Raw genomic sequence first — 12985 nt, 5'->3', positions numbered from 1 at the left:
TGCGGAAAACCACTTTCTTCAAGCAAGCCGATCCCCTCCGAAGACGCCGTGCGTTTTTTCGGTCGGCTGATTGCGACGGGATGCTTCAGCGGTGCCGGGCGTGTTTCTCAATGCGCGCCCGGCACCGCACTCAGTGGGTGGTCATCACCGAAATTTTGGTAATGCCTGAGCGTTCGATGGACGCCATGGCCTTGGCCACCTGGCCGTAATTGACGGCGGAGTCGGCCTGAAGCTGGACGCGCACTTCGGCGTCCTTGGCCTTGACCTCCTTGAGGCTGGCCTCCAGTGATTCCGGTGCCAGTTCGGTCTTGGCCAGATAGAACTTGCCGTCCTGGTCGACGCTGACCACCACCGGGTCTTTCTTTTCGGCGGGGGCGACGGCGTCGGTTTTCGGCAGGTTCACTTTGATTGCATTGGTCATCAGCGGCGCGGTGACAATGAACACCACCAGCAGCACAAGCATCACGTCCACCAGTGGCGTGACGTTCATTTCGCTGAGTACTTCATCGCTGTCTTGAGTGGAGAAAGACATCAGCTGGCCTCCCGCACGGCGGCCGTGGTTTTGCTGGCAATGGCCTGACGGCTGATGGAAAACGCACTGCGCGAGGCGAGGGCGTCGAAGTCGTGGGCGAAGTCATCCATGTCCGCCGAAGCGAGTTTCAGACGACGCAGGAAGAAGTTGTAAATCAGCACCGCCGGCACCGCGACGGCGATCCCCACGCCGGTGGCGATCAGCGCGTGGCCGATGGGGCCGGCGACCGCTTCAAGGCTGGCCGAGCCGGTTTCGCCGATGCTTTGCAGCGCTTCCATGATTCCCCAGACGGTGCCGAACAGGCCAATGAACGGCGCGGTGCTGCCGATACTGGCGAGGATTGCCTGACCGTTTTCCAGCGAGCGGCGTTCTTTCTGGATCTGCTGGCGCAGGTTGCGTTCCAGGCGATCGGAACGGTTGATGGTGTGCGCAAGTTGTTGCGTGGTGCGCGGCGATTCTTCCACCAGCAGCGCTTCGAAACCGCTGCTGGCGATGCGCGCCAGTGAGCCTGGGTATTGGCTGGCGTGTTCGGCGGCGGTGAGCAGATCCGGCGCGCCCCAAAAGGCTTTGCTGAATTGTTTGTTCTGGGCTTTCTGGCGCAGGTATTGCGCCGACTTGACCAGCAGGATCGCCCAGCTGACTACGGAAAACAGCACCAGGCCCCAAAGCACACCGGGGACAATCATCGAAGACAGTGAATCGTTCATGGCTACACCTCGCTTGCATTAAATCGGTTGTGAGTTCGTGGTTTGTGCCGTTATTGCGGCAATTTGAAATCGATGGTCTGGGTGGCGAAGCCGTCAATCGGCGTGTCACCGCGCTTGGCCGGAATAAACTTCCAGTTCTTCACGGCGGCGACCGCAGCTTCGTCCAGTTGCGCCTTGCCGCTGGACTTGGTCACCGTCACCGAACCTGCGCGACCGTTGGCCAACACCTGAATGCGCAGCACCACGCTGCCTTCCCAGTTGCGCCGCAGCGCCAGCGACGGGTATTCCGGCGGCGGGTTGCCGAGGCTGGCGAGGCCGGAAATCGCTGCCGACTCTTTCACCGGGCCGGGTGCAGCCGCAGGTGCCGGTGGCGCGCTCGGTTTTGCTGGCGCCGCAGGAGCGGCCGGTTGTGCCGGAGCGGGCGGGGCTTTTGGCGGCTCGACCTTTTTCACCGGTTTGGGTTTTTCGACCGGTTTTGGTTTTTCGATTGGCTTGGGCTTCTCCACCGGTTTGGGTGGCGGTTTGACCGCGTCCTCGTCTTCCACCGGTTGCTCGGGTTCGGGCGGCGGTGGAGGCGGTGGCGGCGGCGGTGGTTCCGGAGTGGGCGGTGCGGGTGGCGTCGGGCTGGTCAGCTCGACGGTCATTTCCGGAATCTGCGGCGGCGTGGGCAGTGGCTCGGGTCGGGTCTGCTGAAAAAACCACCACGCACCGCCATGTATCAGCGCCGACACGGCAATCAACAGAACCATTTGCTGTTTGTTCAACCCGCCGGGCTGCGAGGTATTGGCTTTAAAGGCCGGCCTGCCGGATACCGGCGGGAGCGGCGCTTCCCGTAACGGCCCCGGCAGGGTCTTGTGCTTTACCGCATCGTTCATTAAAGCTCCCTCGGTTTGATGAAGGGCAATAAGGTGCCGTCCGAACATGTGCGTCATGTTCGAGTGGGTGGGTGCAACTTTCTTTAAGGTGTGCGCAAGCCGATAGTTAAACTATCAATTAACTAACCGGTGAACAGGGCTTGTGCAGGGTTACTGGCTTAGCGCCATAAGTTTCGTTTGTTCATTAGCCATTCCCTGGTGATTGTTCTGTTCATCGAGACTTCAGCTGTCTCATGCCTGTTACATAGCAACCGCTGTGCCAAATATTGCTGAAATGTAGAGCCAGTATTTCTTCAGTGTTACCCATGTCGCATTTATATAAATTTTTTGGGTGAGCGGATTTTCACGTAGCGCATAAATCTCCATCAGCCCGAATGCAGAGGCTTTTTCAAGGGCGAGTCAGACTTAACGCCATATCACGCTGAAGGGCGAGACAGAGCGGCTGCTCTCATGCCCGCCAGGGCACTTGCTGGTGCAGGGCGGACTGATTTGGTGCGGGTCAATGTTTTAGCGGTTCACAGGCGATGTTCCTTGTTTTTGTTTAAATGAAATCAATGCTTCAAGTTTGGGTTAGTTGCAAATCCAAGAACGGTTTTGGTGCACGGCAAACAGTTAATTAGCTATTGTTCGACAATCCAGCTGTCGTTCATTAATGCACTGCCTGTTGGGTGTTGTATTTAAAAAATAAATAACACGCTACCGTCGGCGCATAACTCAGCGCCGAAAACAGTGCGTTGTCGTTTGATTCAGGTAATAAAGTAAATGCGCAGGGCGCCGGGGCTGTTCTGTTGAACTCGGCGTTGGGCGGATAGACGCAAACGGACAGTGATGCGGCAGAGCGATTGAAGAATCACGCGGTGAACTCCTTGTTGCCAGCTCGGATACACGAACTTTTGGTTCGGTATCGCACCTTACAAGAACGCGGATAGCGTTCGATGATTGCTCTTGGTGCGGGATGGGCACCGCCAGCGCTGTTTTGCGAGGTTTGAATTCGCAAGTGGCGAGTGCATGGGAAAAACGTGCCAAATCGGATACACCAGCTATAAATAGGGCTACACCAGATGCCTGTCGGGATTGAGGAGGGGTTATGTATCAGCTCTACGGACATCGCAACTCAGGCGCCGCCGCTATTGAAGCCGCGCTGGAGCTGTGTCAGATCGCTTATCGCTTCATTGATATTGAAGCCAGTACCGAAGCCGCCGAAGCGTTGGCGCAACTCAATCCACTGAAACAGATCCCGACCCTGCAACTGCCCGATGGCAGTGCGGTCACCGAGAGCGCGGCGATTCTGATTCATTTGGGCCTGACGTTTCCCAAGTCAGGATTGCTGCCGGCCGAGGCAGACGAGCGTGACCAGGCGATTCGCGGCCTCGTGTACATCGTCAGCAATTGCTACGCGGCCATCGGCGTCATTGACTACCCCGAGCGCTGGCTGCTGATGCCCGACGAAGCGTCGCGGCAGAACCTGATCGCCGGCGCCCGTGAGCGTCTGCACTGGAGTTGGGAGGTGTTTGCCGACCAGTTTTCCGCCGAGCTGTACCTGGACGACGAAACGCCGGGGGCGCTGGATGTGCTGGCAGCTGTGGTGACACGTTGGGCGGGGAGCCGCGAGCATCTGCGCCAGACGCGGCCCGGTTTCTATGCGTGGCTACAACGCATTGACCGGCATCCGGTGCTGGCGCCGGTATTCGCCCGGCATTGGCCAGTCTGAGCTTTCCTCTGATCGTTCCCACGCTCTGCATGGGAACGATCGCGGTTAGGTTTATTCCCCGCGAATGTACTGCTCCAACTGCTTGATCAACTCCGCCTGTTCGGCAATCGCTTCCTTGACCAGGTCACCAATCGACAGCAAGCCGATCAATTTGCCGTTCTCCACCACCGGCAAGTGGCGCAGGCGTTTGTCGGACATGATGCCCAGGCAAGTGTCGACAGTCTGGTGGGTATCCACCGTGATCACGTTGGCAACCATGATGTCGCGTACCGGCGTGCCGACTGAAGAGCGGCCATGCAGCACCAGTTTGCGCGCGTAATCGCGTTCACTGATGATGCCGACCACATTGTCGTCTTCCACGACCAGCAAGGCGCCGACGTTTTTCTCGGCCATCTTCATCAGTGCTTCGAGCACCATGTGATCAGGCTTGATCTGGTGCACTTCCTGATTTTTCTGATCTTTGAGCTTGAGCAGTTGGGCGACGGTCTTCATGGCAGTTACTCAGGTGTTGTCGTTGTTATCCAAGCATCGTAGACGCTGGCGTTCAGGGCAAGGTGGCAAAGCGGCAGATAACACGCAAAAAACGTCATTTGCCGCACTTTTTCTCCAGCAGCACGCACTTGTGGTGACTGAACCCATGTGGCGAGGGGATTTAGCGAAACGTCGCACCGCCCCGATGGCCTGCGCAGCAGGCCCGGAATCAGACTGCCGGGTTTGCCTGACACACCGTGTCGGATGGTTTTGGGCCCGCTACGCAGGCCATCGGGGATAAATCCCCTCACCACAAAGTATTCCAAACTGAAAACGCGGGCTATGGAAGGGCAGCGTAGAATGCCTGCCAGATTCAATTTCCCGAGGTCGCAGTGGTGGATTTACAGCAGGGCTTCGTCCTGACCCGGCATTGGCGCGATACGCCGGCCGGCACCGAAGTCGAGTTCTGGCTGGCGACCGACGCCGGGCCGCGCCGTGTGCGCTTGCCGCATCAGCCGTCGGTGGCGTTTATCCCCGCCGAGCAGCGCGCAGCCGCCGAGCGCCTGCTGCATGACGAAAAGAACGTCGAACTGCGCCCCCTGGCCCTGCAGGACTTCGAGCATCGCCCGGTGCTCGGCCTGTATTGCCAGCAACATGGCCAGTTGATGCGTCTGGAAACCGCGCTCAACCGCCACGGCGTCGATGTTTTCGAGGCCGATGTGCGCCCGCCGGAACGCTATCTGATGGAGCGTTTCATCACCGCACCGGTGTTGTTCAGCGGCACCGCCGATGCCGACGGCACATTGCTCAACGCCCACCTCAAACCCGACCCCGAGTATCGGCCAAAGCTGCGACTGGTCTCGCTGGACATCGAAACCACCGAAACCGGCGAGTTGTACTCCATCGCTCTTGAAGGCTGCGGCGAGCGTCAGGTTTACATGCTCGGCGCGCCCAACGGTGACGCCAGCATCGTCGACTTCGACCTTGAATACTGCGACTCACGCACGGTGATCCTGAAGAAGCTCAACGATTGGTTCGCCCGCCATGACCCCGACGCGATCATCGGCTGGAACGTCGTGCAGTTCGATCTGCGCATCCTCCACGAACACGCGCGGCGCCTCGGCGTACCGTTGAAAATCGGCCGTGGCGGTGAAGAGATGCAGTGGCGCGAACACGGCAGCCGCAACCATTACTTCGCCTCGGCGGCGGGGCGCCTGATCATCGACGGCATTGAGTCGCTGCGTTCGGCGACCTGGAGTTTCCCTTCGTTCAGTCTGGAAAACGTCGCGCAGACCTTGCTTGGCGAAGGCAAGTCCATCGACAACCCGTACCAGCGCATGGATGAGATCAACCGCATGTTCGCCGAGGACAAACCGGCGCTTGCCAAGTACAACCTCAAGGACTGCGAACTGGTCACGCGGATTTTCGCCAAGACCGAACTGCTGACGTTTTTGCTGGAGCGCGCCAGCGTTACCGGCCTGCCGGCGGATCGCAGTGGCGGCTCGGTGGCGGCGTTCACGCATCTATATATGCCGTTGATGCACCGTCAGGGTTTCGTGGCGCCGAATCTGGGCACCAATCCGCCGCAGGCCAGCCCCGGCGGCTTTGTCATGGACTCGCGACCGGGGCTGTACGAATCGGTGCTGGTGCTCGATTACAAGAGCCTTTATCCGTCGATCATCCGCACCTTTCTGATTGACCCGGTCGGGCTGATCGAAGGCTTGCAGCATCCGGACGATGCCGACTCCGTGCCGGGCTTTCGTGGCGCCAGATTCTCACGCACCCGGCATTGCCTGCCGTCCATCGTCTCGCGAGTCGCCGAGGGCCGCGAGACCGCCAAGCGCGAACACAATGCGCCGCTGTCCCAGGCGTTGAAGATCATCATGAACGCCTTCTATGGCGTGCTCGGCTCCAGCGGTTGCCGGTTCTTTGATACACGGTTGGCGTCGTCGATCACTCTGCGCGGCCACGAGATCATGCTGCGCACGCGCAAGTTGATTGAAGAGCAGGGCCACGCGGTGATCTACGGCGACACCGACTCGACCTTCGTCTGGCTGCGTCGTCCTCACGGGCAGGAAGAAGCAGCGGCCATCGGTCATGCGCTGGTCAAACACGTCAACGACTGGTGGCGTGAGCATGTGCGTGACGAATACGGGCTGGAAAGCGCCCTCGAATTGCAGTTCGAAATTCACTACAAACGCTTTCTGATGCCGACCATTCGTGGTGCGGAGGAGGGCAGCAAAAAGCGCTACGCCGGTCTGGTGACACGCGCCGACGGTAGCGAAGAAATGGTCTACAAAGGCCTGGAAACCGTGCGCACCGACTGGTCGCTTTTGGCCCGGCAATTTCAGCAGGAACTGTACGAGCGGATCTTCCAGCGCAAGCCCTATCAGGATTATGTGCGTGACTACGTGCGCAAAACCCTGGCGGGTGAATTCGATGATCGACTGATCTATCGCAAACGCCTGCGCCGCACCCTCGACGATTACGAGCGCAATGTTCCGCCCCACGTGCGCGCGGCGCGGCTGGCCGATGATTACAACGCGCAGCACGGACGACCGCGGCAGTACCAGAACGGTGGCTGGATCAGCTACGTGATTACCCTGGCCGGCCCCGAACCGCTGGAAGTGCGGCGATCCACCATCGACTACGACCACTACATCACCCGGCAACTGCAACCGGTGGCGGATGCAATCCTGCCGTTTGTCGACGACGACTTCTCAACCCTGATCGGGGGACAACTGGGCCTGTTTTGAGTCCAGCAGTTGCAACGTCCACTCATCGAGGATGCCGTGGAAGTAGCGCTCAAGTGCCTGGTTGAACAAGCTGTCTTCGGCAGCGAACTGGGCGAACAGCGTCATGGAGGAGTGAAATTTCAGGTCATCGGGATGGCCGAAAATCTCGGCAATCGAACGCTCTCGCACATTCAGCACAAGCTGCGTGCAGGCGCGTAATCGTGCGCCGAGCAAGGGATGGTCCAGATAGGTCTGAGCTTCCTCGGCCGAACCGATGGCGAAGCGCCGGGACATCTCACTGCCGCCCAGGCCTGCGAACTGCGGGAAGACAAACCACATCCAGTGGCTGCGCTTGCGGCCCTCGTCGAGTTCGCGCTGGACCCGTTCGAAAACCGGGTCCTGCGCCTGGATAAAACGTTGCAGATTGAACGGGTCGTACTGATCAGTGCTTCTCATCGCGAAGCCCTCTGCCAGTCGGCGGTGGCTCAGACCATGGCCAACCGCTGCTTGCGCTTTGGCGCGTGAAACGCCTGGTCCAGCGCTGCCAGATCCCCGGCCTCCAGTTGCAACTGCGCCGCTTGTGCATTGAGTTGCACGTGTTCCGGCCGCACAGCTTTGGGAATCGCAATTACGCCATCCTGACGCAGAATCCACGCCAGCGAAACCTGTGCCGGGGTCACGTTGTGACGAGCGGCAATCTGTTTCAACACCGGATCAGCCAGCATCGCGCCGCCCTGACCGATCGGACAGTACGCCATCAGCGGCATACGTTGCTGCTGGCACCACGGCAGCAGGTCGAATTCGACGCCGCGTTCTTCCAGGTTGAAGAGCACCTGATTGGTCGCGCAGGCCGGTGACGCCAGTTCTTCAAGGTCATCAACATCGAAGTTCGACACGCCCCAACGGCCGATCTTGCCGTCCTCGCGCAGACGTTCGAACGCCTCGACGGTTTCTTCCAGCGGATACTGGCCGCGCCAATGCAACAGATAGAGGTCGATGTAATCAGTGTCGAGCCGGCGCAGACTGCGCTCGCAGGCTAGCGGAATACCTTTGCGGCTGGCGTTGTGCGGGTAGACCTTGCTGACTAGAAACACTTGATCACGCAGGCCGGCAATGGCTTCGCCAACCACGGTTTCGGCACCACCCTCGGCGTACATTTCAGCGCTGTCGATCAGGGTCATGCCCAGCTCGATGCCAGTGCGCAGCGCGGTGACTTCACGTTTGTGCGCCGAACGGTCTTCACCCATGCGCCAAGTGCCCTGGCCAATCACCGGAACCTGCACGCCGGCCAATTCGAGGGTACGCATTCAAACCTCCTTTCTGAAACGGTCGATACCTTAGTGGGCAGCAGGATAGTCCAAGGGTTCAAAAAGCAAAAAGATCGCAGCCTGCGGCAGCTCCTACATTGGGCTCGGGTTTCGCCCTGTAGGAGCTGCCGCAGGCTGCGATCTTTTGATCTTCAGCTTTTATTTGGCAGAAAACTTCAGCACCACGCTGTGCGCATAATCCTGCCCCGGATCCAGCCGCGTGCTCGGGAAGTTCGGCTGATTCGGTGAGTCAGGATAGTGCTGCGTCTCCAAGGTAAACGCGCCCCAGTGCGGATACACCTTGCCGCCCTTGCCCTTGACGGTGCCATCGAGGAAGTTGCTGGTGTAGAACTGCACGCCCGGTTCGCTGGTGAACAACTGCAAATGCCGGCCGGACTGTGGATCACTGACCTCGGCGGCGACTTTGCTCACGTCACCCTTGGTATCCAGCGCCCAGTTGAAATCGAAGCCACCCTGTTTAGGCTCGGCGAATTTCAACTGCGGGTGATCAGCCTTGATGTGCGTGCCAATTGCCGTTGGCTTGGTGAAATCCATCGGTGTACCTGCCACCGGCGCCAGTTCGCCGGTCGGGATCAGCTTGCCGGTGACCGGGGTGTAATGGCTGGCGTGCAGGGTCGCGACCTGTTTGAGGATGTCGCCATTGCCGGCACCCGCGAGGTTGAAGTAGCTGTGGTTGGTCAGGTTGAGCACGGTCGGTTTGTCGGTGCTGGCCTTGTAGTCGATGCGCAGTTCGTTGCTGTCGGTCAGGCGATAGGTCACTTCGGTGGTGAGGTTGCCTGGGAAGCCCATTTCACCGTCCGCCGACAGATAGGTCAGGGTCACGCCGACTGAGTCCTTGTCTTTGGTTTCCTGCGCTTTCCAGACCTTTTTATCGAAACCCTGAGTGCCGCCGTGCAAGGCGTTGGACTTGTCGTTCTGTGGCACTTGATAGCGCTTGCCGTCGAGTTCGAAAGCGCCGTCGGCCAGGCGATTACCGAAACGGCCGATGGTCGCGCCGAAGTAGGCGGTGCCTTTCTGGTAGCCCTGCACATCGTCGAAACCGAGCACCACGTCGGCGGCTTTGCCTTGTTTGTCCGGCACCAACAGCGATTGCAGGGTCGCGCCGTAGGTGATGACAGTGGCTTGCATGCCGTGGCTGTTGCGCAGGATGTATTGCTCGACGGGCGTGCCGTCATTGGTTTTGCCGAAGGCTTTGTGTTCGGCGGTCAGGCCCGCCGCATTGGCGGAAAGGGTGGCGATCATCAGGGACAGTCCGAGGCCGGAGAGCAAGTGACGGGATTGAAGCATGGTTGACCTTCCTTTTTGTTGTTGTTTTCAAAACAGGTTAATAGTCATGCTAATTGAGGCGTGAATCAGAATTTATAGCGGATTAAACGTTTATTGCAAAAATAAAGTCGGACTAAATGGTTGCCGAAGGTCGGGAAACCACGCGGACACTGCACTTTTCAGCAATTGGCGGCTCTATCCATGGCCAGGATGCGGTGACTCCCGCCGCACAGGAATGTGCCTGTTCGAGAATTCATGCCGAGAGCTTTTCACCTGATCGCCCGTGTTGTTCATCGCCCGTGCCTGTTGCTAGCCTGTCTGTCGTCGCTGTTTGTCAGCGGCTGCACGCATCAGGACGGCAATGGTTTCATCGCTCAGATTCGTGACGGTCAACCGCAGGAATTCCTGCAGACCAGCGTCGACCGCATGGCCACGCTGGCGATGCGCGACAACCTCAACAGTCTTTATCGGTTGATGGGCAAGTTGTACCTGCGCAACCCCGAAGAGTTGCGCAAATCCGGCTTCCTCAACATCCACGCCGCGGTGAAGCAGGTACGCCAGGCCATCGAGCAGCAGCAACCGTTGCCGGTGCTGGGCGGGCGCAAGGATCTGGCTGCGCTCAGTTATGCGATGAGCCCGGAGTTTCTCGGTGATCGGGTCGGCGCGTTCATCTATGCCATCGGCAGCATGTTGGTCACCGCCCATGGCAATCGCGTCGAGTTCTACATGACTGACGCGATCAACCCGACGTTCGTTCACAACGCCGCGCGCAACATCGAAAAAGCCACGTGGATTCTGTCCCAGCGCCAGAACAAGGAAGGCCAGCCGCTGCTGTTCTCCAATGAGATTTCGGAGGAGGGCAGCAACCTGAGTTTCGCCACGGAGTTCGGCAAAGTGGTGGCGCGCCTTGATCTGCTTACGCAAATGCTCGATGAGCGCTACCGGCGCATTGGCCTGAATTACGCGCAAAGTCTGCTGTTTCTGAATTTTTTGCCGGTGCAATAAATCTGACGTCGCCACCTTGTCCCTGTAGCAGCCTTCGGCAGCTCCTACATGGGATCGGTACGGGATTGATTTTTTTTGTATACAATATATGGCTCATTTCGATCCAAAGGGAGCTGCACCCGTCATGACTGACCCCGCAAGCGCCGATTTCACTCGACTCGACTGCGCCGCTCGCGCGGACAAACTGCCCTATGCCGCGTTGCTGGCCTTTGCCATGACCGGCTTCATCGCTATCCTCACCGAAACCCTGCCAGCCGGACTGCTGCCACAAATTGGCGCCGGGCTTAACGTCAGCGAAGTGCTCGCCGGGCAACTGGTGACGCTGTACGCGCTGGGTTCGATTGTCGCGGCGATTCCGCTGACCGTCGCCACACGCGGCTGGCCTCGGCGGCGCGTGCTGCTGATGACGGTGGGCGGGTTTCTGTTGTTCAACACCATCACCACGTTTTCCAGCCATTACGGCCTGACCCTGGCTTCGCGCTTTCTTGCCGGGATGGCGGCGGGGCTGTCGTGGGGGATCATGGCCGGTTACGCGCGCGGCATCGTGCCGGTGCATCAACAGGGGCGGGCGCTGGCGATTGCCATGCTCGGCACACCGGTGGCGTTGTCGCTGGGCACGCCGGCGGGGACGTGGCTGGGCAATCTGATCGGCTGGCGCGCCTCGTTCGGGATCATGTCGGCGCTGGCCTTGGTGCTGGCGGCGTGGATCGTCATCGCGGTGCCGGATCGTCCGGGGCAGAGCAGCGAAGAACGCCTGCCATTGCTCGAGTCCCTGCGCCTGCCAGGTGTGCGACCGGTGCTGTTCGTGGTGCTGACGTGGATGCTCGGACACAACATTCTTTACACCTACATTTCACCGTTTCTGATGCAGGCCGGGCTGGCCGAGCGCGTTGATCTGGTGCTGTTGGTGTTCGGCCTGTGTTCGCTCGTGGGGATCTGGATCATCGGCATGCTGGTGGATCGCTGGTTGCGTTGGCTGACGCTGATCAGCCTTGCGGTGTTTGCCTTAACAGCGTTGGTATTGGCGCTGATTTCGCCGTCGCCGTGGCTGATTTATGGCTGCATGGCGGTGTGGGGGTTGTCGTTTGGTGGCTCGGCGACTCTGCTGCTGACAGCGGCGGCGGATTCTGCAGGCGACCATGTCGACGTGGTGCAGGCGATGCTCACCACGTCATGGAACGTGGCGATCGCCGGCGGCGGATTATTTGGCGGGTTGCTGCTGGATCGGGCGGGGGCAATGTCGTTTCCGTGGGCGCTGCTGATCCTGTCGCTGATCGCATTGGCCACGGTGTGGATCAATAGCCATCACAGCTTCAAGCCGGGCCGGCGGGTGCATTGATCTTCTATCACTACATCATCCCTGTGGGAGCGAGCCTGCTCGCGAATGCGGTGGGTCAATCGACATATAAGTTGAATGGCACACCGCATTCGCGAGCAGGCTCGCTCCCACAATGGACCTGCGGTGTGATCGAAAGGCATAACGATAGACCGTATCGATATAGGTGGTTATAAGAAAAATCGCTATGCTGCGGGCCAGATTTTTCCTGTCGTTTTTCTGGACGTCTTAATGGAATTGGCAAATTTCGGCCTGGTGATTGCCGGGCTGGTGGTGGGTTTTATTGTCGGCATGACCGGTGTCGGCGGCGGTTCGTTGATGACGCCGATTCTGCTGTGGTTCGGCATCAACCCTGCAACGGCGGTGGGCACCGACCTGTTGTACGCGGCCATTACCAAATCCAGTGGCGTGCTCGTCCATAGAAAGAACAAGAACATCGACTGGGCCATCACCGGTTGGCTGACCCTCGGCAGCGTGCCGGCGGTGGCCATGACCCTGTGGTTTCTCAGCACCCTGCACACCGCGCCGGACGCGATGAACGCCATCATCAAACAGGCGCTGGGTTTCGTCCTGTTCGCTACCGCGCTGGCGATTTTCTTCAAGAAACGACTGTTGGATTTCGCCCACAAACGCGCCGGCGGCAACTACAACCCGAGCGGTTCGCGGCTCAATGTGATGACCGTGATCACCGGTCTGATCCTCGGCACCATGGTCGCCCTGACTTCGATTGGCGCCGGCGCCCTCGGCACCGTCGCGCTGTTCATCCTCTATCCGCTGCTGCCGACTCGCCGTCTGGTCGGCACCGAAATCGCCCACGCCGTGCCGTTGACCCTCGTCGCAGGCCTCGGCCACGCGAGCATGGGCAATATGGATTGGGGCGTTTTGGGCTTTTTGCTGGTCGGTTCGCTGCCGGGCATCTGGCTTGGCAGCCACCTCACCGGGCGCATCTCCGATGAAGTGCTGCGCCCGTGCCTGGCGACGATGCTGGTGTTGATCGGTTACAAATTGGCGTTTTGATC

At 59.4% G+C, this 12985-nt stretch carries 12 protein-coding genes; 5 read left to right on the top strand and 7 right to left on the bottom strand.

All coding sequences use genetic code 11. The features are described 5' to 3' along the window. Positions 1–130: 130 nt before the first annotated feature. From ACA069_RS18480 to ACA069_RS18470, 3 genes are read right to left on the bottom strand one after another with little or no spacing between them, the layout of a single operon-like run. Positions 131–532: an ExbD/TolR family protein gene (locus ACA069_RS18480; RefSeq protein ID WP_007918272.1), complete on the bottom strand. Its 402-nt coding sequence runs from the start codon at positions 530–532 to the stop codon at positions 131–133. After that, complete coding sequence (locus ACA069_RS18475; RefSeq protein WP_401268383.1) at positions 532–1239, bottom strand: MotA/TolQ/ExbB proton channel family protein; 708 nt, start codon at positions 1237–1239, stop codon at positions 532–534. Before ACA069_RS18475 ends, ACA069_RS18480 begins: the two co-directional genes overlap by 1 nt. 50 nt (positions 1240–1289) lie before the next feature. Continuing rightward, positions 1290–2114 carry an energy transducer TonB gene (locus ACA069_RS18470; protein ID WP_497614798.1) on the bottom strand — a complete coding sequence of 275 codons (825 nt, stop codon included), beginning with the start codon at positions 2112–2114 and terminating at the stop codon, positions 1290–1292. Positions 2115–3201: 1087 nt separating this feature from the next. Between ACA069_RS18470 and ACA069_RS18465 the strand changes: the two genes are divergently transcribed. After that, positions 3202–3825 carry a glutathione S-transferase N-terminal domain-containing protein gene (locus tag ACA069_RS18465; RefSeq protein WP_497614796.1) on the top strand — a complete coding sequence of 208 codons (624 nt, stop codon included), beginning with the start codon at positions 3202–3204 and terminating at the stop codon, positions 3823–3825. A gap of 51 nt (positions 3826–3876) precedes the next feature. Here ACA069_RS18465 and ACA069_RS18460 read toward each other — a convergent pair whose 3' ends face one another. Continuing rightward, positions 3877–4317: a CBS domain-containing protein gene (locus ACA069_RS18460; RefSeq protein ID WP_187677632.1), complete on the bottom strand. Its 441-nt coding sequence runs from the start codon at positions 4315–4317 to the stop codon at positions 3877–3879. A gap of 374 nt (positions 4318–4691) precedes the next feature. On the opposite strand from ACA069_RS18460, the gene ACA069_RS18455 reads away from it, so the two are divergent. Further along, positions 4692–7052: a DNA polymerase II gene (locus ACA069_RS18455; protein ID WP_497614795.1), complete on the top strand. Its 2361-nt coding sequence runs from the start codon at positions 4692–4694 to the stop codon at positions 7050–7052. On the opposite strand, the gene ACA069_RS18450 is transcribed toward ACA069_RS18455, so the two are convergent. From ACA069_RS18450 to ACA069_RS18440, 3 genes are all read right to left on the bottom strand, one after another. Further along, on the bottom strand, positions 7017–7487 hold the full coding sequence (locus ACA069_RS18450) for a DUF1810 domain-containing protein (RefSeq protein ID WP_489880327.1): 471 nt from the start codon (positions 7485–7487) through the stop codon (positions 7017–7019). The two genes, ACA069_RS18455 and ACA069_RS18450, sit on opposite strands and share 36 nt — an antisense overlap. 29 nt (positions 7488–7516) lie before the next feature. Beyond that, positions 7517–8338 carry an aldo/keto reductase gene (locus ACA069_RS18445; protein ID WP_489880326.1) on the bottom strand — a complete coding sequence of 274 codons (822 nt, stop codon included), beginning with the start codon at positions 8336–8338 and terminating at the stop codon, positions 7517–7519. A gap of 159 nt (positions 8339–8497) precedes the next feature. Continuing rightward, positions 8498–9646: an aldose epimerase family protein gene (locus ACA069_RS18440; RefSeq protein ID WP_401268370.1), complete on the bottom strand. Its 1149-nt coding sequence runs from the start codon at positions 9644–9646 to the stop codon at positions 8498–8500. 234 nt (positions 9647–9880) lie between these two features. On the opposite strand from ACA069_RS18440, the gene ACA069_RS18435 reads away from it, so the two are divergent. The 3 genes from ACA069_RS18435 (at position 9881) to ACA069_RS18425 (ending at position 12983) form a co-directional block, all read left to right on the top strand. Then, positions 9881–10630 carry a hypothetical protein gene (locus ACA069_RS18435; protein ID WP_497614792.1) on the top strand — a complete coding sequence of 250 codons (750 nt, stop codon included), beginning with the start codon at positions 9881–9883 and terminating at the stop codon, positions 10628–10630. Between the two features lie 124 nt (positions 10631–10754). After that, a complete protein-coding gene (locus tag ACA069_RS18430; protein ID WP_497614790.1) occupies positions 10755–11969 on the top strand; it encodes an MFS transporter in 1215 nt (404 codons plus the stop codon). Positions 11970–12197: 228 nt separating this feature from the next. Then, positions 12198–12983, top strand: a complete 786-nt coding sequence (locus tag ACA069_RS18425) for a sulfite exporter TauE/SafE family protein (protein ID WP_034154648.1) — start codon at positions 12198–12200, stop codon at positions 12981–12983. Positions 12984–12985 lie beyond the last annotated feature (2 nt).

The sequence above is a fragment of the Pseudomonas sp. LBUM1652 genome (assembly GCF_059716105.1).
The sequence above is the reverse complement of the archived record's forward strand: the minus strand, read 5'-3'. Positions and strand labels throughout refer to the sequence as shown.